Consider the following 23,556-nt stretch of genomic DNA (forward strand, 5'->3'; position numbering starts at 1 on the left):
CAAGCCCGCGACCGCACGGAGCTTCCGGCACATCGAGGCGGAGTCTTTCATCGGAAGCCGACCATATGACCGAATGCCAGCTAGCTGCCGCAGAAATCTGCAAGCTGAATCGTGACCTGCGGTTGCTCATCGAAACAAATGGCACCCTCACACGGATTCTCAGAGTTCTCGCCGACGAAGAGATCATTGTGCAGATCATCAACCAGAAGATTGCCCCTCATGCGCCGGAAGAGACAAAGTCGCGACAATTAGCCGGCGATAGAATTCTTCAACGTCATGTCTTACTCAAAGGTCGGAACTCAGGACGGCAATTTGTGGCCGCCGAGTCGCTGGTCGCGGTAGACCTCTTACCCCTCGCAATAACCGCAAGTCTGACTGAAACGGATTGTCCAATCGGTGAGATCATGGCGGCCGGTCGCCTTGAAACGTTCAAAGAGCCCGCTGCTGTTTGGATCGGAGAAACGCCCGATTGGCTTGCGGTTGAAGGATATCGGACTCCGCGACCGAGAACCGTCGGTCGCCGCTACCGCATTATCAGCGGAGGGCGACCCGTCATCATCATCAACGAGTATTTCCTCGAATCTCTGGCTTCCGCGTGAATTCGCAGACACGCGAGTATTCGCGCGTCCGGCCAATCCGGCGAGCGCGTCGCAATTCATTCAGGGGTGCTCAACGGTGCTGGTTCAGTACATTCCTGCCGCGTCAGGGCGAGGCGCAGCGGGTCACAGTGGCGACCTAGGGGGTCCACTAATGCAAAATGGCAATTTAGCTCAATTCCTGGCTACAAAAGCGTCGGACGCAGGATGGCACGACAAGCCCGCCTATGTCGGGTCGCACGTCGTAACCCACGGCCAAATCCACGATGGCGGCGCACGTCTCGGCGAAGTGCTGAAAAGCCGTGGACTGTCAAGTGGAGACCGCGTCCTGGTGTGCCTTCCGGATTCACCGGAGCTCGTGCAGCTGTTGCTGGGCTGCCTGAGCCGTGGCATCGTGGCATTCCTTGCGAACCCCGAGTTGAACCGGCAGGACCACGCCTTCGTCGAAAGCGATTCGGAACCGGCGCTTGTCGTCACTAGTGACTCTCTCCGGGATAGGTTTTCACGCTCGAGCATTGTGGGAGCCTCAGAGCTTGTGTCCGAGGCCGGCCGCGCCGAGCCGACGGACTACGAGCCGCTGAGTGCTCACGCCCACGCCTACGCCACCTACACATCCGGCACTACGGGTGCACCGAGGGCAGCAATCCACCGGCACTCCGATGTCTCGGCGTTCGTCGACGCCATGTGTCACCGAGCGTTGCAGCTCACGTCCGAGGATGTCGGGCTATGCAGCGCCCCAATGTATTTCGCGTATGGCCTGGGAAATTCCGTCTGGTTCCCTCTCGCGACGGGCGGTTCCGCTGTCATCACCCAGTGGCCGGCGAGCGCAGAAGCGGCGGCCACGCTGAGTGCGAGATTCCAGCCATCGGTGCTCTACGGTGTGCCAACGTTCTTCGCAAGAGTTGTCGACACTTGCTCCCCCGACTCGTTTCGTTCGCTTCGCTGCCTGGTGTCGGCGGGAGAGGCTCTGGAGATTCGTCTCGCCGAGCGGCTGATCGACTTCTTTGGCGATATTCCAATCCTCGACGGACTTGGATCTACCGAGGTCGGGCAGACATTCTTGTCGAATACCATCGCCGACTGGCGGCTGGGAACTATTGGAAAAGCACTCCCGCCGTACGAGATTCGGGTTGTGACGCCCGATGGTGCGACCGCCGGACCCGGGGTTGACGGGGACCTGTGGGTTCGCGGACCGTCGATATCGCCCGGCTACTGGAACTCTGCGACGAATCTTGCTATGCGAGAAGGGGATTGGCTCGACACCCAGGATAGGGTGTGCGTCGACGGCGACGGATGGGTTGAATACCGCTGCCGCGCGGACGACACCGAAATCGTCGGAGGCGTCAATTTGAATCCGCGCGAGATTGAGCGACTCATCACTGAGGACGACAGTGTGGCGGAGGCTGCGGTGGTCGGAGTAAGGGATTCCGTCGGCGCGTCGGCGTTGCAGGCTTTCGTGGTACCGACGAATCACGCAGTCCTGGACGAATCCGTGATCCGAGACATCCACCGGGGCTTGCTGGTTCGCCTGTCTGCGTTCCAGGTTCCGCACAGGTTCGTCACTGTGGAGCGGCTTCCTCGAACCCCGACCGGGAAACTCCTGCGGACTGCGCTTCGTGCGGAAAGCGCGGCGACGCCGATTTGGCAGGTTCCCGCCAACCAGAGTCCTTCGGACACGTCGCTGCCTCTCGATCTCGTGCGCGCATCGCCGAATCACCAGAACGGCCAGACCGCCGCCGGTGACGTGACGCTTCGCGATCGCCTTGCCGTCCTGCAGCAAGAACATCACCGACTGGTGGTGGAGACGGTCTGTGCAGAGGTCGCCAAGATGCTGGATCAGCCCGGTCCACAGTCGGTGAACCGGGATCTCGCCTTTTCCGAGCTGGGTTTCGACTCGCAAATGACCGTTGAACTTCGTCATCGATTGGCCGCAGTCACGGGGCTGCGGCTGCCTGACACGGTGGGATGGGACTACGGCTCGGTCTCGGAACTAGCCCAGTACGTGGAAGCTCAATTTTCCGACGGCAACCAAGGACCGGCATCCCGCTCGTCGGCGACAGTCCATGAGCCGGTGGCAATTGTGGGAATGGGTTGCCGGTATCCCGGCGGGGTGGATTCGGCGGCGGGACTATGGCAAATGGTGTCAGAAGCTCAGGATGTGGTGTCGGAGTTTCCGACCGATCGCGGTTGGGATGTGAACGGGTTGTTCGACCCGGATCCCGATGTGACGGGCAAGACGTATACGCGCTGGGGCGGCTTCCTCGCGGACATTGCCGGTTTTGATGCAGGGTTTTTCGGAATCCCACCAGGCGAGGCGTTGGCGATGGACCCGCAACAGCGGTTGATGCTGGAGTGCTCCTGGGAGGCCTTGGAGCAGGCCGGGATCGACCCGGCGTCGTTGCGAGGATCAGCAACCGGAGTGTTCACCGGCATCTTCGGACAGAGCTACGGGTCCGACGGAACCGACAGGTTGGAGGGCTACGGGCTGACCGGTTCTGCGTCGAGTGTGGCCTCGGGGCGGGTGGCGTACGTATTAGGGCTCCAAGGGCCGGCAGTGTCGGTGGATACGGCGTGCTCCTCGTCGTTGGTGTCCCTGCATTGGGCAGTGCAGTCGTTGCAGTCTGGGGAATGTGATCTGGCGTTGGCCGGTGGGGTGACGGTGATGACATCACCGGCGATCTTCGTCGGGTTCAGCCGCCAGCGGGGACTGGCCGCCGATGGGCGGTGCAAGGCCTTCGCCGGAGCCGCTGACGGCACCAGCTGGGGTGAGGGCGCCGGAGTAGTGGTGCTGGAGCGGCTGTCGGATGCCTTGAGTGCGGGGCACTCGGTGTTGGCTGTGGTGCGCGGTAGCGCTGTCAACCAGGATGGCGCCTCCAACGGTCTGACCGCACCCAACGGGCCTTCCCAGCAGCGAGTGATTCGCGCGGCCTTGGACAGTGCAGGGCTAGACGCCGCCGACGTAGACGTGGTGGAGGGTCACGGGACGGGCACCAAGTTAGGTGATCCCATTGAGGCGCAGGCACTTTTGGCCGCCTATGGACAACACCGTCCGCCGGGACAGCCATTATGGGTGGGCTCCGTCAAATCGAATATGGGTCATACCCAGGCCGCCGCGGGCGTGGCCGGGATCATCAAGATGGTGCAGGCGATGCGCCACGGCGTGATGCCGGCGACCCTGCACGTCGACGAGCCCTCTCCCCGAGTGGACTGGGCCAGCGGTGCGGTGTCGGTGTTGACCGCGGCCCGGGATTGGCCGGTCAACGGTCATCCACGCCGGGCCGGTGTGTCCTCGTTTGGAATCAGCGGCACCAACGCGCATGTGATCTTGGAGCAGGGCCCGCTCGAAGCAGCGGAGGAGTCCGGCCACGGCGCGACCTCCACTGGCCGTTATTCTGTGCTGCCGTGGGTGATTTCGGGTAAATCGGCCGATGCGCTGACGGCGCAGGCCAGCCGGTTGTCGGCCTATCTGCTGGCCAATCCACGGCTGGATCCGGTCGATCTCGCCTACTCCTTGGCGCGGCGTTCGGTGTTCGAGCATCGAGCGGTGATGGTGGGTGCCGATCGTCAGGCGCTCATGACGGGATTGGCCAGGGTGGCCAATGGCGATCCGAGCCCGGGTGCGGTGATCGGCCGCGCGGGCACGATGGGAAAGACCGTGGTGGTGTTTCCTGGTCAGGGCTCCCAGTCCATCGGAATGGGCCGGGAAATGTACGACCAGTTGCCAGTGTTTGCCGAGGCGTTTGACGCAGTGGCCGACGAGTTGGATCGGCATCTGCGGTTGCCGCTGCGCCGAGTGGTTTGGGGCGCTGACAGTGGTCTGCTTGATCGCACCGAGTTCGCTCAGCCGGCATTGTTCGCGGTGGAAGTGGCGTTGTTCGCGGTACTCCGGCACTGGGGTGTCGCCCCAGACTTTGTGATGGGCCATTCGGTGGGGGAGTTTTCGGCGGCGTACGTGGCCGGGGTATTGACCCTGGCTGACGCCGCGCTGTTGGTGGCTACGCGGGGCCGGCTGATGCAAGCGTTGCCCGCCGGTGGGGTGATGACCGCAGTGCGCGCCGCCGAGCGCGAAGTGGCGCCGCTGCTGGGTGAGGAAGCGGCGATCGCGGCGATCAACGCGCCCGAATCGGTTGTGATTTCAGGTGGGCAACGCGCCGTGAACGCGATCGCGCAGCAACTGGCGGCACAAGGCCACCGGGTGAATTCGCTAGCGGTCTCGCATGCCTTCCATTCGCCGCTGATGGAACCGATGCTCGAGGAGTTCGGGCGCATCGCGGCCCAGGTTAAGGCCCGGGAGCCGCGGATCGCGCTGATCTCGAACGTGACAGCCGAATCCACGAGGGCCGGCGGCGATTTCGGCTCGGCGCAGTACTGGGTGAAGCACATCCGCCAACCGGTGCGTTTCGCCGACAGTGTCAGAAATCTGCACACGCGCGGAACAACGCACTTCATCGAGGTCGGACCCGGCAGCGGTTTGACGGCCTCCATCGAGCAGTCGCTGTCTCCGGCTGAGGCAGTGGTGGTGTCGCTACTGGGTAAGAACCGCCCCGAGGTGGCCGCACTGATGAGCGCTGCCGGTCAGCTGTTCACCACGGGTGTCCAGCTGGATTGGTCGGCACTATTTACCGGCTCGGGTCGGCGGCGGGTTGAGTTGCCCACCTACGCATTTCAGCGGCGGCGATTCTGGTCGGCGCCGACCGCCTCGAAGCCCGCTGACGTTGCCGAGTTGGGTCTGATTGACGCCGAGCACCCGTTATTGACGGCGGTGGTCGAACGGCCCGATTCCGGCGGGATGGTGTTGACCGGGCGATTGTCGCTGGCCGACCAACCGTGGTTGGCCGATCACACGGTGGGCGGGGTGACGCTGTTTCCTGGCGCAGGTTTTGTGGAGTTGGTCATCCGCGCGAGTGACGAGGTTGGTTGCGCGGTCATCGACGAGCTGGTGCTGGCCGCGCCGCTGGTCCTGGACGACGACGCCGGGGCTCGAGTGCAAGTTGTGGTGGGGACAGCTGAGGAGTCCGGCGGCCGAACGGTCTCGGTGTATTCACGGCGCGATGAATCCAACGGTGAGTGGTTACTACACGCCGAGGGAACGCTTGGGCTCGTCGCCGCGGAGTCCTCAGTGGAGTTGTCGGTGTGGCCGCCGCCGGGTGCGGTGAGTGTGGATGTGTCCGACGGCTATGGGCGACTAGCGGTGCGAGGCTATGAGTACGGCCCGGCTTTTCAGGGGTTGGCGGCGATGTGGCGGCGTGGGCCAGAGCTCTTCGCGGAGGTCGCCGCGCCTGACGAAGCCGGCGTGCAGGTGGACCGGATGGGGATCCACCCGGCAGTCCTGGACGCGGTACTGCACGCAGTTGGGCTTGCCGTCGACACCAATCAGACGATGCTGCCGTTCTGCTGGCGGGGGGTGTCGCTGCATGCCGGCGGCGTAGGCCGGCTGAGGGCCCGCTTCACCGCGGTCGGCCAAGACGCGATGTCGATAGATGTGGCCGACGCCGCGGGTGCGCCGGTGCTGACGGTGCGATCTCTGGTTACGCGGCCGATGACCGCCGAGCAGTTACACACCGCGGTGGCCACCGCTGCCGCCGGCCCCGATAACGGGCCGCTGGAGGTGGTGTGGTCGCCAATACCGCAAAGCCAGATGACAATTGGTCGCTCGGACCGGCTCCAGGCGCAGTCCTGGGAGGACTACTGCTCTGGTGATGGAGTGGGTGCTGGTGACCGTGTGGTGGTGTGGGAGTGCGCAACCACCCATGACGACCTTGTCGGCTCGGTCCACGCCGCCACCCGCACCGCACTGCAGGTCTTGCAGCGCTGGTTGGCCGGCCACGCGGGCACGCTGGTGGTGCTGACCCACGGCGCGGTGGGGTTGTCTGGCGAAGATGTCAGCGATCTGGCCGCCGCGGCGGTGTGGGGTTTGGTGCGTTCAGCACAGGCCGAACACCCCGGTCGCATCGTGCTCGTCGACTCGGACTCGGCGATTGACGTGGCGGTGCTGGTCGCCGCTGAGGAACCACAACTGCTGGTGCGAGCGGGGGTGACAAGTGTCGCACGGCTGACCCCTGTCCCTCGGCTGCTGGAGCTGCCGGCGCGGCAGCCAGTGTGGCAGTTGGCGACCGGGGGCGGCGGAACGTTGGAAGATCTGGTGATCCAGCCCTGCCCGCAGGCAGAGGTACCGCTGCAGGCAGGGCAGGTGCGTGTCTCGGTAGCGGCGGTAGGGGTCAATTTCCGGGATGTGGTGGCGGCGCTGGGGATGTACCCCGGCCACGCCCCAACACTGGGTGCAGAGGGCGCCGGGGTGGTGGTCGAGACGGGTCCCGACGTGACCGGGATAGCAGTCGGTGACGCGGTGATGGGTTTGATCGCTGGAACGGGCCCGTTGGCGGTGGTCGACCAGCAACTGCTGACCACAGTGCCGCGGGGATGGTCGTTCGCGCAGGCCGCAGGTGTGCCGGTGGCATTCCTGACGGCCCTGTACGGGTTGGCTGATTTGGCCGGGATCTGCGCCGGGGAGTCGGTGCTGGTGCATGCCGGTACCGGCGGGGTGGGGATGGCGGCGTTGCAGCTGGCTCGCCAGTGGGGGGTGGAGATCTTCGCAACCGCCAGCCGCGGTAAGTGGCCCGCATTGCGCGCCATCGGTTTTGACGAGGACCACATTGGTGATTCCCGCACGCTGGACTTCGAGGACAAGTTCTTGGCGGTCACCGGCGGCCGAGGGGTCAACGTGGTGCTGAATTCGCTGGCCGGTGAGTTCGTGGACGCGTCGCTGCGGTTGTTGGTCCGCGGCGGCCGTTTCATCGAGATGGGCAAGACCGATATTCGCGACGCGGATGCGATCGCCTCCCAATATCCCGGTGTGTCCTATCGGGCGTTTGATCTGTCGGAGGCCGGACTCCAGCGGATGCAGGCGATGCTGCGCGAGACGAGGGAGCTCTTCAACTCTCAGGTATTGCGTCCGCTCCCCGTCACCACCTGGGATGTGCGCTGCGCCGCACACGCCTACCGGTTCATGAGCCAGGCGCGCCACATTGGCAAAGTGGTCCTGAGCATGCCGTCGGCGCTCGCCGATGACCTTGCCACAGGCACGGTGTTGATCAGCGGCGCGACCGGGATGGTCGGTGCGACGCTGGCCCGCCATCTGGTCAGCGCCTACCGGGTGCGTCATGTGGTGCTCGCCAGTCGGCGTGGCGATCGGGCCGAGGGGGCGGTTGCGCTAGCCGCCGAACTGACGGCGGCCGGCGCCGCCGTGCAGCTGCTTACCTGCGATGTGGCAGATCGGGACGCGGTAGCCGAGATGCTGGTCCAGATCGCGCAGCGATGTCCGCCATTGCGCGGGGTGATTCATGCCGCCGGGGTGCTCGACGACGCGGTCATCACCTCGCTGACCCCGGACCGTCTAGAGCCGGTGTTGCGGGCCAAGGTGGACGCTGCGTGGAACCTGCACGACTTGACCCGTCATCTCGGTTTGTCGATGTTTGTGTTGTGTTCCTCGATAGCCGGCACCGTGGGTGCACCCGGCCAAGGTAATTACGCGGCAGCCAACGCGTTCCTGGACGGATTGGCCGCCCACCGGCAGAGCACCGGGTTGGCGGGCGTGTCGCTGGTGTGGGGGTTGTGGGAACAGGCCAGCGCCATGACCGCTCACCTGGGCGACCGCGACCGGGCCCGAATCAGCCGTAGCGGGATGGCGGCGATGAACCCCTCGGAAGCGCTGCAGCTTTTCGACGCGGCGCTGACCGTCAATCACCCCGTGATGGTGGCCGCCCGCCTGAACCGCACGGCGTTGGACGTCAACGCCCGTCGCGGCGCGTTGCCGTCGTTGTTCAGCAGGCTCGCCCGCCGCCCGCGGCGGCGCCATCGCGATGACACCGCCGATGCAGCGAAAGCGCCATCGACGCTTGCCCATCGCCTCAGCGGGCTGTCGTCCTCCGAACAGCACGAGCTGCTGGTGGGCACGGTGTGTGTGGAGGCCGCGGCGGTGCTCGGTCACCCCGCACCCGAAGACATCGACCCGGGCGCCGCGTTTCAGGATTTTGGACTCGACTCGCTGACCGCGGTCGAGCTGCGCAACCGCCTGAAAACCGTGACCGGGCTGACCTTGCCGCCCACGCTGACCTTCGACAACCCCACTCCCGCCGCCGTCGCCGAATACATCGTGCGGCAAATCGCCGAGGCGCTCGATACCGGATCCGGCGCCGAAGCCCCGATCTAAATGCAACGGCGAGACTCGCGCTTTGTTGTCTCAGGCGCGTTCCGCGGCCATCCGCTCGTTCAGGATCGGATACACCTCGTCGAAGGATCCGTTGCGCTCGGCGAAGCGGAATGCCTTGGCGGCTTCGACGACGATCTCTTCGGCGTCGGGTGTGGTCTGCAGCAGTGCCATCGTCTCGGCGATGTACTCCTCGAGCGGCATCGCCCGTGGGTCGAATCCACGTTGCCCTTGCAACGCCGTCTGCACGTGCGGCGGAATGATCTCGATGACCTGAACCGCGGTGTCGCGCAGTTGATAGCGCAGCGACTGCGTGTAGGAATGCAGCGCCGCCTTGCTCGCGCAGTAGGTGGGCGTGAGCGCGGTGGGGATGAACGCCAGCGCGGACGTCACGTTCAGGATTGCGGCATGGGGCTTGCTGAGCAGCTGATGCAGCACGGCCGAAGTGAGCCGAATGGGTCCGAGCAGATTGATGGCGAGGGTCAGCTCCGCGGTCCCGGGGCCACCGCTGGTGATGTCCTCGACCCGCTGGATGCCGGCGTTGTTGACCAGGACGTTGACGTCGGGATGGTGATCCTTCAGCTCGATGGCGAACCGCCGGATGTCCGCCGCGTCGCCCTGATCCAGCGAGAGGTATTCCATGCCCGGATTGGCCTCCGCGACATTTTTCAGCAGTTCGACGCGCCGGCCCACGATGACGACCTTGTTCCCCGACTGGTGAAAGGCCTCGGCCAGTCCGCGACCGATCCCGGTCCCCCCTCCGGTGACCAGGACGGTGTTCCCCGTCAACTGCATGCGTTGTCCTCTCGTCGCTGTCTGATACCTGCATACTCGTGGCCGCGCGGCCAGGAAGCGACGACCCCGCACAACACGGCGTAAACGTGTCGGTTTCCTGATCTAGCCTGTAACCGTGGCGCAGTTTCCGCGGACTCGCTACGCCAGTTGCAGCGACGTCGACATCGCCTATCAGGTCTTCGGCGAGGGGCCGACCGATGTACTGGTGCTGCCGGGGCCGTCCATCCCGATCGACACCATCGATGCCGAGCCGTCGATGTACCGCTTTCACCGGCGGCTGGCATCGTTCAGCCGGGTGATCCGGCTCGACCAGCGCGGGGTCGGTATGTCGTCACGCGTGTCGCGGGACGTGATCGGCCCGAAATTCTGGGCTAAAGACGCCATCGCGGTGATGGACGCGGTCGGATGCGAGCGGGCGACGATTTTCGCTCCCGGATTCGCATCGATGACCGGGCTCGTTCTCGCGGCCGATTATCCCGAGCGAGTGAGCAACCTGGTGATCGTCAACGGAGCGGCCCGGACGCTGCGCGCCGACAACTACCCGATGGGGTTCGAGATCAAGGAGGAAGATCCCTACACGACGGTGGCGATGGAGCCGGATGCCGTCGACCAGGGCTTCGACATGCTCGGTTTCATCGCGCCAAGCATGGTCGACGACAACGCATTTCGCTCGTGGTGGGACATGGCCGGCAACCGGGCCGCATCACCGAGCATGGCCCGCGCCATCATCCTGACCGTCCGGCATTGCGATGTCCGCGACACCCTCGAACGCATCACCGCGCCCACGCTGGTGGTGCACCGGGTCGACTCGGAATTCTGCCCGGTCGACAACGGCCGCTACATCGCCGAGCACGTCGCCGGGGCACAGCTCCTCGAGCTGCCCGGAGCGGACGCGCTGTATTGGACCGACGACACCGCGCCGATGCTCGACGAGATCGAGGAGTTCGTCACCGGCGTGCGGGGCGGCTTCGGCGCCGATCGCGTGCTGACCACAATCATGTTCACCGACATCGTCGGCTCGACCGAGCGCGCCGCCGTGCTCGGCGACGGCCGGTGGCGGGACCTGCTGGAAAACCACGACACAATCGTCCGTCACGCACTCGAACGGTTCGGCGGCTTCGAAGTGAACACCGCCGGTGACGGATTCATCGCATCCTTCCCCAGCCCGAGCGCCGCGATCGCGTGTGCCGACGCGCTGATCGACGGGATCCGGGTGCTGGGCATCGAGATCCGGGTGGGTATCCACGCCGGCGAGGTCGAGGTGCGCGGCGACGACGTCGCCGGAATGGCTGTGCACATCGGCGCGCGCGTCGCGGGACTGGCGGGGCCCAGCGAAGTGCTGGTGTCCTCGACGGTGCGCGACATCGTGACCGGCTCCCGGCACCGCTTCGCCGACCGCGGCGAGCACGAGCTCAAAGGCGTGCCGGGTCAGTGGCGACTGTGCGCACTCGAGCGGGCGCACGCAACCGTCGGGCAGTAGCGCGAAAACCCTTGCTGATCGAGCGCATCGGCTCGGACCGCTACACGGAAGACGTTGTGCCGGTTTCTTTTTCGCCGAACTCGAACACCTTGCCGGCAATCTCGTAGTCGGCCGCCAGCGCCGAGCGGCCGATGAGTACCGGGCCGCCTTTGAGGCCGAGACGTCCGTCGACACCGACGTAGCTGCCCGGCGGGATCGGCTCGCTGATGCAGTACAACGTCGGGCCGGCGCCCTCTTCGATGTCGTTGCCGAATCTGTCCGCCAACGCCGCAACCACGTGATGGAATCCCGCCATCAGGCGTTTGTCCGACACGTTCGACAAGTTCGACGACACCCAACCGGGGTGGGTGAGCTGGGCGGTCACCGGCGAGTTCGTGGCCCGCAGCCGGCGGTCGAGTTCGAGGGTCCAGAGCATTACCGCGAGCTTCGAGCGCGCATACGCCGGATAGGCCGCCCACTTGTGCGAGCGCAGGTGCATGTCGTCCAACCGCAGCGTGGCGGCCTTGTGGGCGTCGGATCCGACGTTGATGATCTGCGAACGCACCCGGCCCAGCATCAGATTGGTCAACGCGAACGGGCCCAGAAAGTTGGTGCCGATCGTCATCTCGAAGCCGTCGACGGTGTCGGTGCGATGCTGGCTCAAGCCGCCGGCGTTGTTGATCAGAATGTCGACGTCGCCGTCGAACTGGTCGGGGAACGCCCGCACCGACGAGAGATCGGCGAGATCGAGTTTCGCGATCGACGTGGAGCCACCGATCTCGGCGGCACGCTGAGCGCCCAACTCGGTGTTGCGGACGGCCAGGATCACGTGCGCACCCGCGTGAGCCAGCAGGCGTGCGGTGCCAAGGCCTACCCCGTTGGTTGCTCCGGTCACGATGATGCGCTTGCCGGACAGGTTGCCGAGTCGGCTCGGCGACCAGGATGTAGTCACCTTTCGACATTAGCCCGGCCGACGGTACGGCGACCTCGGCGGGTGGAGGCGATCGACGGCACGGCGTAGGCTGCGGACGGAAGCACGGGCTTTACGAATTGCGGGTGCCAATGCGTAAACGCCTGTGGAAGTTGGGATTTCACCGAAGGAACATTGATGACTGAGCTGAAAACTACCCTGCCGCCCGCACTGATAAGAGCGCTGGATCTGCTCGTCGACCCACCCGCCGAGCCGGACGTCAGCAACGGCTACCTGGATTTGCTGGGTGCTGCTGACGACGACGTTGCCAAGAACAACGGCGTTATCCAGGCGGCCTGGGCATCGCCGATCGGGTCGTTCCTCTACGACAACGCGCAGGCGCTGAGCCGGCGGTTCATCGCGGCAATGCAGCTACCGATCGACTGGCTGGACATCCCCGAGGGCGGCGTCGCGTTGGATGTCGGCGCCGGTCCCGGCTCGGTCACCACGTCCCTGGCTCACGCCGCCGGACCCGACGGGCTGGCGCTGGGCATCGACATCTCCGCGCCGATGCTGGCCCGCGCGGTGCGCGCGGCGGCGGGCCCGCAGGTTGGCTTCCTGCGGACCGACGCGCAGAAGCTTCCTTTCCGCGACGGGGCCTTCGATGCCGCGATCTCCCTTGCGGTGATGCAGCTGATCCCCGACCCTGCAGCCGCGCTGTCCGAGATCGCCCGCGTCCTGAAGCCCGGCGGCCGACTTGCGGTGATGATTCCCACCCTGCGCGCTCCGATCGACGTGTGGCGCGCGCTGCCCACCGGCGGAGCACACATCTTCGGCGAAGACGAAGTCGGCGACATCCTGGAAAGCCACGGCTTCACCAGCGTGCGGGTCAAGAGTGTCGGGACTTTTCAGTGGGTGCGCGGCAAGCGCTCCTGATGACGCGCCCGTCAGAGTGGAGGCCGGTTCTCCCGCACCCCGCCGTACATGCCCCGGCGCACGACCAACGGCATCACCAGTTGTTCCACCGGCCATGACGGCAAGCGGAACGCCTGCCCAGTAGGCAGGAATACCTCCAACCCGTCGGGCTGGATACCCAGGACCGAGCCCCAGCGGCGGCCGGGCGCGCGGTACGTGCCTGAACGGCCGCCGGCGATCTCAGCGCGGACGTTGCGCGCGACCAGCGCGTCGCCACGATTGCGGGCGGAGCTGCGCAACGGGTCGGTAGCCGCCACGTCGCCGGCCGCGAACACGTCCGGGTGGCCGGGCACCCGCAGTTCGGGGGTGACGCGAACGAAGCCGCCGTCGTCGAGGAGCTCGCGCGGCAACCAGTCGGTGTTGGGGCGCACCCGCCCGATCGCCCAGAGCACCGCGTCGGCCGAGGCCGCCGGCTGTCCGGTGCTCCAGTCGACGCCCGCGCTGGTGATCTCGTCGCCGGCGAAACCGTTGGTCAGCGCGGCTCGATGGCCCGGGTGTAGGCCGACCCCCAGCCCGGCCAGGCGGCGCTGGATGCGCTGCCAGATCCGCGGGTGGTAATCGCCGAGCGCGCGATCGCCGGGGAAATACAGGTCAATTCGCTTGTCCGGCCACGTGGTTGCGAGGTTCACCGCGCTGGTTACCGCGGCGGCTCCACCGCCGACGACGATCACGGATGCGGCGGCGGCGAGGCGATCGTGTGCGGCGTGGAGATCAGCGCCGACGTCGGCGGCCGACTGCAGGGTCGGCTGCCGCCAGAAGCCGTTGCTGACTCCGGTCGAGATGACCAACGCGTCGTACCCCTCAACGAACGGCGTGCCGTCGTCACCGTAGCCGGACACGGTCCGCGCGGCCAGGTCCACCCCGGTCAGCGCGCCCTGGATGATCCGCACCCGGTCCAGGCGGCGGAATCGGTCGAAGGGAATCCAGTAGTCGCGCGCCCAGTCGCGGGGGCGGGCCAGACGCACACCGAGCTCCTGGCCGCTGACCAGGCCCGGTTTCACCGAGACGCCGACGACGTCGAAGTGTTTGGCGAGCCGGATAGCGGCGAGAACGCCCACGTCGCCCAGGCCCGCAACGACGACGCGTTTGCGGCTCATGCGAAAAAACTGTAACAGGTTCTAGTTGGCGGCAGACCAGGAAACTGTCGGCCCAACGCGGGGTGTCGTTCGGATCGACCGCGAACTCCTGTGTCCGCTCGAGCAAGGTGGTCAACACGGCCCCGAGTTCGATGCGGGCGAGCGTGGCTCCCACGCAGTAATGAATGCCGTGCCCGAACGGGAGATGACGCAACGGAGAAAGCTGTTGATATTCGGCGGTCGCTGGCTACACTTCGGCGTGTGATGACGCCGTCGACCCCCTGGGGGAACGAGCGAGGGCAGCTACTGCGAGCGAGCAATTACGTGACCGGCCGCCGCCACGCGCGACGACTGAGCCGGCGCCTCGCCCGGGTCGGCGAGACCACGTCGCCCGATCGGCTCCGGAACATGCTGGCCGGTTCCTCCGTCGCCTGCAACGAGGTCGCCGACTTCAATTTCGCGCTGATTACGACGCAGTTCAAACGGGATCAGTTCAGCGCGAAGATCCGGCGCCTCAAGCGCCGCGGCACCCGCTCACTGCTGGTCGTCGGCATGGTGCTCGTCACGCTGAATTTTCTGTTCTGCCTGGCGTACGCCTTGTTCAGTCTGACACTCGAGGCTGCGCCGCTCTGACGTCGCCGGGGAACGTCGCGGCGGCGAGATCGAGAATCTCTGTGCGATCAGCGGGTAGCAAGAAGCCCAAGCTGATCGCCGAATCGAGCGACGCGGTGAAGCGTTTCAAATATTCCGCCACCCCGTCCGGGTAGAGCCGGTGGACGGTCGCGGCGCCGAACAGCTCGCCCGAGCCGAAGATCGATGACATCGTGTTCTCGCCTCCCCCGACGCCGGATGTCCGAGCGATCGGCACGTCGACCCATGGTGTCCGGACCCCACCCCGCACCAGACCATGCGGGTCCAACACCGGCTCGTCGCCGTCCATCTCGATCGGTGCGCCGCTGGGCGCGGCCAGTCCGGTGCTCACCCAGCCGTGCAACTCCGCCAGCGCCGCCTGCAGGACGTAGTGGTGCTGGGGCGCGAAGTTGATGCAGTGGTCCAGTTCTTGACCCATCAGCATGTTCGTTGGCGCGTACGCGGCGACCACGTCCGCCAAGGCCGCGGACCCGTTGTCGATCGGCGCCACCTGAATCGTGTAGTTGTCGGCGTGCGCCGTGCCGGCGATCTCCCACACCCGAAGTTGTTCGTGATCAGGCTGTCTCGCGCTGTGATACCCCAGTCGCCGGCCGCTGAAAAGATCCGTCTCGGTGATGATCGTCAGCAACGGGACGCGTAGGTCCGGACGAAACTTCACCGCCTGAGCCGACTCGCTGTCCAGCACATCGAATATCGAGCTGCCGTCGAGTGGGGCGGCGGGCCCGAATCGGGAGTGCACCAGGAAGCCGTCGTACACGCCGGCGATGGGGTCGACGGCGTTGATGTAGGTCGTCAGGAACATCGCCGACTGCGACTCGCCGAGCGCCAGGACCCGCTCGGGACGCAGCCCACGCAGAAGTTCTTCGCCTCGGGCCAGCCGGCCCGCCTGGGAGAAGATGTCGTAGGAGTACGCGTCACCCGGATGGTGCAGCGGCGAATACCGTTGCGCATTCTGACTTTTCAGCGACATGTCGATGCCCATGAGATTCGCGCCGCCCTCGACGCCAACGTGTTGCGCCGAAACCGCGACGTAGGCGTAGCCGGCGCGCAGCATTTCGCGATGCGCCATCATCCACACCGCCGGCGCATCGATGCCACCGCTCACGTTGAGCCACTCGACCAGCACCGTGCCGTTGAAGCGGGATTGATCAGGCGTCAGCACCACGATCCGGGTGGTGTAGTCGGCGGTGTCCCCTGGTGAGACATTCCAGCGGCCGTCGGATCCGAGGTCGCCCGCGCGGCGGTAGGAGCGCGCCCGTCCCGAGATGAAAAACTCCGCTGCGACATATCCCACATCGGTGATGTCGAAGGCGCCCAACAGGAGTGCGGGTTTGCCGGGCACCGGCGTGTACGTCGCCGCGTCGCCGCTGGTTGCCACGTGCGGATCATAGAGCCGGGGGTCCATTGCGTGGGCCGCATCAGCGTCAGCGGCGACGGCTCGCCGAGCTGAATATCGAGTTAATTGCGTTGCGATCGCGGTCGGACCGGGAATAACTTTCCAGGCGTCGTGGTCGTGTTTGATCGCGTCTACGAGGAGGAATGGGATTCATGATCGCGACGGACGGAGCAACGGGCCTGCTGCCAGGTCCGCGCTCGCGCGCCGGTGATGGATCCAGCTGCCAGTTCGGGGCCGTGCTCGGTGTCCTCCTGGTCACCGGCTGGGTGGCCAACCATTTCGTCGCGCTGATGCCCAGCATCAGCGATCGTCAGCACCTGAGCACGACGACACTCGACGCGATCTTCGGGATATACGCGGTGGGACTGCTACCCGGCCTGCTGATCGGCGGCCGCGCCTCGGATGCGTTCGCCCGCCAGGCAGTGGCGTTGACGGGCTCAGCGACCGCAGTGATCGGCACGGTCGCGATGCTGCTGTCCCAGCAGCCCGACGTGTTGTTGGTGGGACGCCTGGTCGTGGGCGCCGGCGTGGGTCTGGCGATGACGGCCGGCACCGCGTGGGCGTCTGACCTGCGCGGCCCCGCCGGCGCAGCCACCGCCGGGGCGGTGCTGATCACCGGGTTCGCCGTCGGGCCGTTCGCGGGTGGGCTGATCGCCGGGTCCGGAGATTTCGGCGTTGAGCTCTCCTTCGCGCTGGCCGCGGTCCTGGTCGTGATCGCGATGGCCGTCGTGGTCATGGCGGCACGGCGTACAACGGCGCCATCGGCTTCTTTCGGTTCGAAACAGTTCGTCGCAGAGAATCTTTCGGCGATGAGGGCGTTGGGTTGGGCGATGCCGTTGGCGCCGTGGGTGTTCGCTTCGGCGACGCTGGGATTCATCACCATTCCCGCCCGGGTGCACACGGGGCTCGCGGCACCTACCGCTGCGGGCATCGCGGCGTTGCTCGTCAACGGCTCCAGCGGCGTCATCCAGATCATCGCCCGCGCGGGCTCCTGGGGACCGCGGGCCGGCACTGTCGGCGCGGCCTTGGCCGCGCTCGCGTACGCGCTCATCGCGTTGGCGCCGCCGACGATGCCGCTCACGCTGGCTTTGCCGCTGCTGGTGATACTCGGGTGCGCGGGTGGTCTGTCACTGCGGGAGGGCCTGATCGACCTGGAAGCCGCCGCGCCACAACATGTCCGGGGCGCGTTGACCGGGGCGTTCTACGCGTTGACCTATATCGGCTTCGGGTTGCCGCTGCTGTTGACCACGGTCGGGTTCAGCGGGGCGCCCATCATCCTTACCGGCATGGCCGCGCTTGCGGCATCGGCCGCGATCTTCCGGACGTTACGGCTACGACGAGATGGCCATCGGCAGAACTGATTACGCGGCAACGACTTTGCGCGTCCGGACGCCGCTGACGGGGATCGGGTCGTTACTCACCACGCTCAATCCGGCGAGGCGACGCCACGAACGAATCGCGTTGCGGGTGACCTCCACCATGCGCGCAGCCCCGGCATCACCGTTGGCCAGCCGGTGCGCGCGCAGCGCATTGCCGGTGACGGCGTCGAGAGTGTCCCAGTCGTCGCTCTCGACGAGCGACGTGGACTGGCAGGCGGCGCGCACCGCGTACAGCTCGGCACCCTCCACTGCCTCAGCGGCAGCACGGCCGGCGCGCGCGGCGCCGTCCCAGTTGACGATCGACGGCACGTCGCCGGGCACGAAGGTGCGATGCAGATCCGCGATGTCGGCGATGGCCTTGGCGGCCGCGTCGCCGGCATATCGGAGGACGCCCCACGGCGGACTGGTCAGCAGTTTGGTCACCCAGATGTGCATGATCGCGTCGGCGACATCCGCGGTCCCGAGGGTCAGCCAGCCGAGATCGAGCACCAGCACGCTGTTCTGCGCCGACAGGTAACCGTCCGGCTCGGCCAGCAAGTCGTTGCACAGCTGCACGAACGACGCCAGCGGGCGGGCCGACGTCGCCGGGAAGTCGGTGATCTGCTCGTCGCCGTTGATGTAGGAGATGACGTTCATCGCGCACCCTCGACCCGATCCGGGCTGGTGCGATCCCCTCGCCAGGCGCAACGGGTTGGTGATGCGGTCGACATCCATTTGAGTTGCTTCCTAAGGGTTTTCGAGCTCAACGACCTTGAGACCGTGATCGTATGACAGCTCAGGCCGCCAACGGCCGCGACACGACGGCCGTCAGCGTCCTCGAAATTGGAAAACCCGGAAGATCTACAGTTCGCCGGAGAAGTCCGCGGTGATCCAGCGGTCAGGCCGAATGGTGAACAGGATTCCCGGCTGCTCAGCCATTCCCGCGACGAACGCGCGGCCGCCTTCCTCCCCGAGGTAGCGGATCGCGATATCCTCGCGGACATCCAGCGGGGCGGGTGTGGTGGTGTCGACGACGGTGCCCTCGACCACGACGTACTGATACGGCGGGTCTTCGCGCTGCGCCACCAGGGTCACCACGCCCGCCCGCTCGATGAGCTTGGTCTTGCGGGACTTCACACCGGTGTTCACCAAGATGTTCCCGCCTGGGGTGTAGCCGTACCAGATCGGCACGCTGGCCGGCGGACGGCCGTCGCTTGCCGCCACGGACAGCACCGCGACATGCGCGCCGGCCAGGAACTCTTCTCGTTGGGTCTCACTGAAAGCAGCCATGGCGTTGTTCAACGACTTCGTGCGGCGGAGCTATTCCCCCAACCCGAGAATCAGCTTGCCGGTGTTTTCGCCACGGAACAGCTTGAGCAGGGTGTCGGGGAAGTCGCCGACGCCGCCGCGCTCGATCTGCTCGTGGGATTGCAGTTCGCCGCTGTGCAACCATTTCGCCAGTTGCGCAACGCCTTCCGGGTACCGCTTTGCGTAGTCGAAGATGACGAACCCGGTCATGGATGCGCGCGCGACCAGCAGCTGCATGTAGTTGGACGGGCCGCGCGGAGTGTCGTTGTACTGCGACACCGCACCGCACAGCACGATGCGGGCACCGTGCGCGAGCCGATTCAGGGCGGCCTCCAACGTCGCCCCGCCGACGTTGTCGAAATAGACGTCGACCCCGTCCGGGGCATGGGCCTTGAGTTCTTTACGCAGGTCGGCGCTCTTGTAGTCGATCGCGGCGTCGAAGCCGACCTCCTCGACCAGCCAGCGACGTTTGTCCTCGCCGCCGGCAATGCCGACCGCTCGGCACCCCTTGATCCGGGCGATCTGGCCGACGATGCTGCCCACCGAGCCGGCCGCGCCGGAGACCAGCACGGTCTGGCCCGGCTCTGGCTTGCCGACATCGAGCAAGCCGAAGTAGGCGGTCAGACCGCTGATGCCGAGGGCACTGAGATACACCGGCGCGGGCGCCAGCGCGGTGTCGATCTTGTTGACCTCGGTGCCGTCGGACAACGCATAGCTTTGGACGCCGAATATCCCGGACACGTCGTCACCGATCGCGAAACCGGGATGCCGCGATTCGACGACATGGCCGACGCCGAGCGCGCGCATCACTTCGCCGATTTCGACGGGCGGGACGTAGCTGCGGCCGGCATTCATCCACGTACGCATCGCCGGGTCGATGGACAGGTAGTCGACCTGGACGACTAATTGCCCTTCGGCAGCAACGGGTTTGGGTTCCTCGACGATTGTCCAGTTGCTGGCTGAGAGCATCTCGGTCGGTCGCGCGGCGAGTCGGCATTGGGTGTTGACGGTGGTCATGAGGCGGTCTCCTGAGCTGACGAGGTGGTGCGTGAAATGTTTGCGGCACAGCCGAAAGCGATTCGGCCGGCCGGGTCTTCGGCGGTCACGGGTATCACGGCGACGGTGTCGGCGCCGGCATCCAGATAGCTCCGGATCCGGTCGGCGACCTGGTCCGGTGTGCCCAGGGCGGCCAGCTGCCGGGCCAGTTCGAGTGGAATCGCCGCGGCCAGATCCGCCCGTCGGGCACCCGCGCGGGCCCGTTCGACGAGATCGGCGAATCCGAGTTCGCAGAACATCTCGCCGTATCCGGGTGGGGCCAGGTACACCGCGACTTGACCGGCCAGCTGGCGCAACGCGGCTTCACCCGGTTGCACCGCAACGGGAACCCACGCCGTGATGTGCGGCGGCGTCCGCCCCCTCGCGGCAGCGTCCCGGTCGATCTGCTCACGGATCTGCGAAACCCGCCGCGGTGACACCAGATTCAGCACGACTTCGTCGGCGAACTGAGCGGAGAGCTTCATCATCGACGGGCCGAACGCGCCGACGCCGATGCGGCTGTCCGGCAACGGATTCCGCAGCCGGAATCCCCGGCAGCGGACGAATCGGCCGTCGTAGTCGCTGCGCTCACCGCGCAGGATCGGTCGCAGGCAGTCGATCGTTTCCCGCATCCGCGCGGCGCTGTGCGACCAGTCCCGGTCGTGCCACCCCGACACGATGAAGGGGCTGGAGGCGCCCAGCGCGATATCGACCTGGGCACCGGTGATCGCGGCAACCGAGCTGGCGCTCAACGCGATCGAGGCCGGTGTCCGCACGCTGATCGGCAGCGGGCCGATCCGCAGCCCCACACCCGGCGCGCGAATACCGATGGCGGTGGCCAATGCGAACGCATCGAACGTCGCCATCTCACCGATCCAAAGCCCACCGATTCCGGCGGCGGCGACCGCCTCGGCGATCTCCATCGCCTCCAAATCGGGCCGGTCCAACCAGAACGGCAGGACCGCTTCGACCGGCGACCTCACAACATCGCCGCCTCGCTGGTCTGCCCCAGCAGGATACGGCCGGGCAGTTCGCGCGACGCCTCGTTCACCTGGAAGTGCGCCGTGGCGGTGAACGCATCGCGCAGTCGTCGTTGCAGCGGTGCGCCATCATAAATGGCACTGCCCCCGGCGAGGTCGTACATCGATCGCACGACATCGGCCGAGACGCGCGCCCCGTGCGTCGCGGCGAGCCGCAGCCGGGTGCGCGCCTCCAGTGGCACCGACGGCCCGTCTTCGGCTGCCTGCCAAGCAGTTTCGATGGCCTGGTAATAGCCGGCTCGCGCCGCTTCGAGGGCCGAATCGGCCGTGGCAACCGCCACCTGGATGGTGGACCGCTGAGCGAGCGTGCGGCTCGCGGCGACACCTTTCTTGGTGCCGGCGAGGTCGACGAAGTCGTCGATCGCGGCCCGCGCGTTGCCCATCGCCGCCGCGGTGATGCAGGCCGCGAAGAACCCGAACGGCGGGAACCGGTACAGCGTGCGGTCGATCACCGGGCCGTCGAAGATCGAGAGCACCCGGCCGTCGGGAACAAAGACGTCCTCGGCGACGGTGTCGTGGCTGCCGGTGCCACGCAGGCCGAGGGTGTGCCAGGTGTCCATGATCTGCAGTTGCTCGGTGGGCAGCGCCACCACCGCCGGTTTGTCGTCCAGCATGCAGCCGGCGAACAGTACGTCGGCGTGGGTGATGCCGCTGCAGAACGCCCAGCGGCCCGAGACCACCACACCTCCGGTGACCCGCGTGGCGGTGCCCTGCGGCGCCCACACCCCCGCCGCCAGGCCGCGGCCGTCGCCGAACAGTTCGTCACGGCTGTGCTGCGGCAGGTATGCGACCAGCAGGGTGGCGGTGATCCCGATCGACACACACCAGCCGGCTGATGCGTCGCCGCGCGCCACCTCCTCGGCGCACCGCAGGGCGACGCCGGCGGGCAGTTCGAGAGCGCCGACCTCGACCGGCGCACCCGCCCGCAACAGACCTGAGTCACGCAGTGCGTCAACCAGTTCCGGGGGCAGCCTGCGGCCGGAGTCGATCTGGTCGGCCATGCCGCGGGCCAGATCGGCGATCTCCCGCGCGCGGGCCAGGACGGGCGCGGTCATGACGTCGGTGTCCATACGTCCTCGCTTCGCACGACGGTGTGTGTGGTTCAGCCACGTTAGCACTACCGGTTTAGTTTTTGAACCGGTACATTGGCTGCACCATGGAATACCCCGACCTGTCCCATCGCTTCGAAGGCGAATCCGTCGCGCGGGCCCTGGAGATCGTCGGCGAGCGGTGGACCCTGCTGATCCTGCGCGAGGCATTCTTCGGTGTGCGTCGCTTCGGTCGACTGGCGCGCAACCTCCAGATTCCGCGGCCCACGTTGTCCACCCGGCTGCGGACCCTCGTCGACAAGGGACTCCTGGACAAGGTGCTCTACGCGAGCGATCCCGACCGTCACGAGTACCGGCTGACCGACAGCGGTCGAGACCTGTTCGCGGCGATCGTGGTGTTGATGCAGTGGGGCGACCAGCATCTCCCGTATCCCCAGGGTCCGCCCATCGTGCTGCACCACCAACCGTGCGATCAGACCGCCGAGCCGATGCTGGTCTGTGGGCACTGCCGACGAGAGATCACCGCATACAACGTCACGCCCGAACCCGGGCCCGGCTTCCGGGCGCCTGTGCTGACGAAGGCTCGGACGACCCGAAAGACCGTCGAAACCAAGTCGATTCAGCGCAAGCGCCAGAGCTGAGCCCGCGGTCACTTCCAGGCGAAGACCGGCTGCTCCAGTTCGTCGACCGGATCGTGGCGACCGTCGAGACAGAGCCAGCGCAGCTGTAACAGCACCGCACCGGTCGGCGCGTGAATGAGGTCATTCCCCAGCGGTATCTGCACGACCGGACGCGAACTCTCCGGGATGGTGATGAATCGCGGTGAGTCTGACCGCTGCAGTTGATGGATTCCGACGCGGTACACCGCCACGACTTCGTCCGGAGCCGGTTGCGGGTCGAGCCGACCGCCGCCCCAGATCACCACCGGGGTGATCACGTATCCGGAGCGGGTCGGATAGTCGTCGAGCAGGCCCAGCACGTTTGACGGGGTCAGCTTGATCCCGACCTCTTCATCCAGTTCCCGAAGAGCCGCGTCGACCGCGCTCTCCCCCGGATCGAGACGACCACCTGGAAGCGCCCATTGCGCCGGATGAGAGGTCAGGCGAGAAGTTCTGCGGCACAACAGGAATGCGGCGCCACCCGATACATCGACCATGCGACCGTCAAGCGTTTCCGGCATCGGGCGTCCGGCGATCCAATCGTCGACAGGCGCCGGATCGATCCGGTCCTCTCCGACCTCCGAGTCGACCAGCAGCACCGCGACCGCCGCGTGCCGTTTGGTCGGATCGGCCACCACGCGACGGTCATGAGCATCGAGCCGGTCCCGGATCTGCTCACGCAGCCGGTCGTCGTAGCGGATGGTCATGACCGCGAGCGTAGCGATCGATACGCCGGCCCGGCCCGTCTCAACCCGCAGTGACCCCAGGTGCCCACGTCCGCTGCTCGACGGCAACGGCCCGGGCGAGGGCAGGCAGACCCTCGCCGCCGTCGAGCGCCGCCGAATCTCCTCAAGGTCGAAGCCGAGGCTCCGCATCGCGGTGATCTCGTAGAGCCGCTCCGCCTGCTCGGCCCGGTACCGCCGATGGCCCGCGCCCGTTCGCGCGGCCGGCGGCGTCGGCGAGTTAACCGACGCTCCATTCCCGGTTGCCGGGTCCGCATTTCCGATTCTTTGACCTTCTCCCGCGACTGAAGATCGCGGGAT

17 protein-coding genes and 2 pseudogenes are annotated in these 23,556 nt (G+C 66.4%); 7 read left to right on the plus strand and 12 right to left on the minus strand.

All coding sequences use genetic code 11. From position 1 onward, the window contains the following. Positions 1-65 precede the first annotated feature (65 nt). Together ACQY5A_RS24890 and ACQY5A_RS24895 are read left to right on the plus strand one after the other, a co-directional pair. Positions 66-599 (plus strand): chorismate--pyruvate lyase family protein, encoded by a 534-nt coding sequence (locus ACQY5A_RS24890; protein ID WP_428342907.1) that lies wholly within the window; start codon positions 66-68, stop codon positions 597-599. Between the two features lie 151 nt (positions 600-750). Beyond that, complete coding sequence (locus tag ACQY5A_RS24895; protein ID WP_428342908.1) at positions 751-8,805, plus strand: SDR family NAD(P)-dependent oxidoreductase; 8,055 nt, start codon at positions 751-753, stop codon at positions 8,803-8,805. Between the two features lie 30 nt (positions 8,806-8,835). Here the strand turns inward: ACQY5A_RS24895 and ACQY5A_RS24900 are convergent, their stop codons facing one another. Then, positions 8,836-9,597: an SDR family oxidoreductase gene (locus ACQY5A_RS24900; RefSeq protein WP_428342909.1), complete on the minus strand. Its 762-nt coding sequence runs from the start codon at positions 9,595-9,597 to the stop codon at positions 8,836-8,838. A gap of 115 nt (positions 9,598-9,712) precedes the next feature. On the opposite strand from ACQY5A_RS24900, the gene ACQY5A_RS24905 reads away from it, so the two are divergent. Next, positions 9,713-11,077 (plus strand): adenylate/guanylate cyclase domain-containing protein, encoded by a 1,365-nt coding sequence (locus ACQY5A_RS24905; protein ID WP_428342910.1) that lies wholly within the window; start codon positions 9,713-9,715, stop codon positions 11,075-11,077. A gap of 40 nt (positions 11,078-11,117) precedes the next feature. Here the strand turns inward: ACQY5A_RS24905 and ACQY5A_RS24910 are convergent, their stop codons facing one another. After that, the gene (locus ACQY5A_RS24910; protein WP_428342911.1) at positions 11,118-12,008 is read right to left on the minus strand and encodes an SDR family NAD(P)-dependent oxidoreductase; all 891 of its coding nucleotides are present in this window, start codon (positions 12,006-12,008) and stop codon (positions 11,118-11,120) included. Positions 12,009-12,164: 156 nt separating this feature from the next. Here ACQY5A_RS24910 and ACQY5A_RS24915 point away from each other — a divergent pair, with 156 nt between their 5' ends. Continuing rightward, the gene (locus tag ACQY5A_RS24915) at positions 12,165-12,902 is read left to right on the plus strand and encodes a methyltransferase domain-containing protein (protein ID WP_428342912.1); all 738 of its coding nucleotides are present in this window, start codon (positions 12,165-12,167) and stop codon (positions 12,900-12,902) included. An 11-nt stretch (positions 12,903-12,913) separates the two neighbouring features. Here ACQY5A_RS24915 and ACQY5A_RS24920 read toward each other — a convergent pair whose 3' ends face one another. Then, positions 12,914-14,038, minus strand: coding sequence for an FAD-dependent oxidoreductase (locus ACQY5A_RS24920; RefSeq protein WP_428342913.1), 1,125 nt, complete (start codon positions 14,036-14,038; stop codon positions 12,914-12,916). Between the two features lie 76 nt (positions 14,039-14,114). Further along, a pseudogene (locus ACQY5A_RS24925) lies at positions 14,115-14,231 on the minus strand (cytochrome P450); the annotation flags it as partial. A 110-nt stretch (positions 14,232-14,341) separates the two neighbouring features. Here ACQY5A_RS24925 and ACQY5A_RS24930 point away from each other — a divergent pair. Then, complete coding sequence (locus tag ACQY5A_RS24930; protein WP_428342914.1) at positions 14,342-14,650, plus strand: hypothetical protein; 309 nt, start codon at positions 14,342-14,344, stop codon at positions 14,648-14,650. On the opposite strand, the gene ACQY5A_RS24935 is transcribed toward ACQY5A_RS24930, so the two are convergent. Next, positions 14,619-16,046: an alpha/beta hydrolase domain-containing protein gene (locus tag ACQY5A_RS24935; RefSeq protein ID WP_428342915.1), complete on the minus strand. Its 1,428-nt coding sequence runs from the start codon at positions 16,044-16,046 to the stop codon at positions 14,619-14,621. The genes ACQY5A_RS24930 and ACQY5A_RS24935 overlap by 32 nt on opposite strands. A gap of 170 nt (positions 16,047-16,216) precedes the next feature. Between ACQY5A_RS24935 and ACQY5A_RS24940 the strand changes: the two genes are divergently transcribed. After that, positions 16,217-17,425, plus strand: coding sequence for an MFS transporter (locus tag ACQY5A_RS24940; protein ID WP_428342916.1), 1,209 nt, complete (start codon positions 16,217-16,219; stop codon positions 17,423-17,425). Here ACQY5A_RS24940 and ACQY5A_RS24945 read toward each other — a convergent pair whose 3' ends face one another. From ACQY5A_RS24945 to ACQY5A_RS24965, 5 genes are all read right to left on the minus strand, one after another. Further along, positions 17,426-18,157: a hypothetical protein gene (locus ACQY5A_RS24945; RefSeq protein ID WP_428342917.1), complete on the minus strand. Its 732-nt coding sequence runs from the start codon at positions 18,155-18,157 to the stop codon at positions 17,426-17,428. Between the two features lie 126 nt (positions 18,158-18,283). Beyond that, entirely contained in the window at positions 18,284-18,712 is a 429-nt protein-coding gene (locus ACQY5A_RS24950; RefSeq protein ID WP_428342918.1) for a pyridoxamine 5'-phosphate oxidase family protein, read from the minus strand. A 30-nt stretch (positions 18,713-18,742) separates the two neighbouring features. Next, positions 18,743-19,747: an NADP-dependent oxidoreductase gene (locus ACQY5A_RS24955; protein ID WP_428342919.1), complete on the minus strand. Its 1,005-nt coding sequence runs from the start codon at positions 19,745-19,747 to the stop codon at positions 18,743-18,745. Further along, complete coding sequence (locus ACQY5A_RS24960) at positions 19,744-20,688, minus strand: LLM class F420-dependent oxidoreductase (protein ID WP_428343332.1); 945 nt, start codon at positions 20,686-20,688, stop codon at positions 19,744-19,746. Before ACQY5A_RS24960 ends, ACQY5A_RS24955 begins: the two co-directional genes overlap by 4 nt. Before the next feature lie 56 nt (positions 20,689-20,744). After that, the gene (locus tag ACQY5A_RS24965) at positions 20,745-21,875 is read right to left on the minus strand and encodes an acyl-CoA dehydrogenase family protein (RefSeq protein ID WP_428342920.1); all 1,131 of its coding nucleotides are present in this window, start codon (positions 21,873-21,875) and stop codon (positions 20,745-20,747) included. 86 nt (positions 21,876-21,961) lie between these two features. Here ACQY5A_RS24965 and ACQY5A_RS24970 point away from each other — a divergent pair, with 86 nt between their 5' ends. Continuing rightward, complete coding sequence (locus tag ACQY5A_RS24970) at positions 21,962-22,495, plus strand: winged helix-turn-helix transcriptional regulator (RefSeq protein ID WP_428342921.1); 534 nt, start codon at positions 21,962-21,964, stop codon at positions 22,493-22,495. An 8-nt stretch (positions 22,496-22,503) separates the two neighbouring features. On the opposite strand, the gene ACQY5A_RS24975 is transcribed toward ACQY5A_RS24970, so the two are convergent. Together ACQY5A_RS24975 and ACQY5A_RS24980 are read right to left on the minus strand one after the other, a co-directional pair. Then, a complete protein-coding gene (locus tag ACQY5A_RS24975; protein ID WP_428342922.1) occupies positions 22,504-23,220 on the minus strand; it encodes an NUDIX hydrolase in 717 nt (238 codons plus the stop codon). Positions 23,221-23,361: 141 nt separating this feature from the next. After that, positions 23,362-23,556 (minus strand): annotated as a pseudogene (locus ACQY5A_RS24980) (MerR family transcriptional regulator); the annotation flags it as partial.

Source organism: Mycobacterium sp. (assembly GCF_965277065.1).
In the GTDB taxonomy this organism is placed as follows: Bacteria; Actinomycetota; Actinomycetes; order Mycobacteriales; family Mycobacteriaceae; genus Mycobacterium.

Bases quoted from the DNA above. Each gene is read 5' to 3' on its own strand.
- ACQY5A_RS24890 (WP_428342907.1), top strand. From the start codon at position 66: ATGACCGAATGCCAGCTAGCTGCCGCAGAAATCTGCAAGCTGAATCGT.
- ACQY5A_RS24895 (WP_428342908.1), top strand. From the start codon at position 751: ATGCAAAATGGCAATTTAGCTCAATTCCTGGCTACAAAAGCGTCGGAC.
- ACQY5A_RS24900 (WP_428342909.1), bottom strand. From the start codon at position 9,597: ATGCAGTTGACGGGGAACACCGTCCTGGTCACCGGAGGGGGGACCGGG.
- ACQY5A_RS24915 (WP_428342912.1), top strand. From the start codon at position 12,165: ATGACTGAGCTGAAAACTACCCTGCCGCCCGCACTGATAAGAGCGCTG.
- ACQY5A_RS24920 (WP_428342913.1), bottom strand. From the start codon at position 14,038: ATGAGCCGCAAACGCGTCGTCGTTGCGGGCCTGGGCGACGTGGGCGTT.
- ACQY5A_RS24940 (WP_428342916.1), top strand. From the start codon at position 16,217: ATGATCGCGACGGACGGAGCAACGGGCCTGCTGCCAGGTCCGCGCTCG.
- ACQY5A_RS24945 (WP_428342917.1), bottom strand. From the start codon at position 18,157: ATGGATGTCGACCGCATCACCAACCCGTTGCGCCTGGCGAGGGGATCG.
- ACQY5A_RS24950 (WP_428342918.1), bottom strand. From the start codon at position 18,712: ATGGCTGCTTTCAGTGAGACCCAACGAGAAGAGTTCCTGGCCGGCGCG.
- ACQY5A_RS24955 (WP_428342919.1), bottom strand. From the start codon at position 19,747: ATGACCACCGTCAACACCCAATGCCGACTCGCCGCGCGACCGACCGAG.
- ACQY5A_RS24960 (WP_428343332.1), bottom strand. From the start codon at position 20,688: ATGGAGATCGCCGAGGCGGTCGCCGCCGCCGGAATCGGTGGGCTTTGG.
- ACQY5A_RS24965 (WP_428342920.1), bottom strand. From the start codon at position 21,875: ATGGACACCGACGTCATGACCGCGCCCGTCCTGGCCCGCGCGCGGGAG.
- ACQY5A_RS24970 (WP_428342921.1), top strand. From the start codon at position 21,962: ATGGAATACCCCGACCTGTCCCATCGCTTCGAAGGCGAATCCGTCGCG.
- ACQY5A_RS24975 (WP_428342922.1), bottom strand. From the start codon at position 23,220: ATGACCATCCGCTACGACGACCGGCTGCGTGAGCAGATCCGGGACCGG.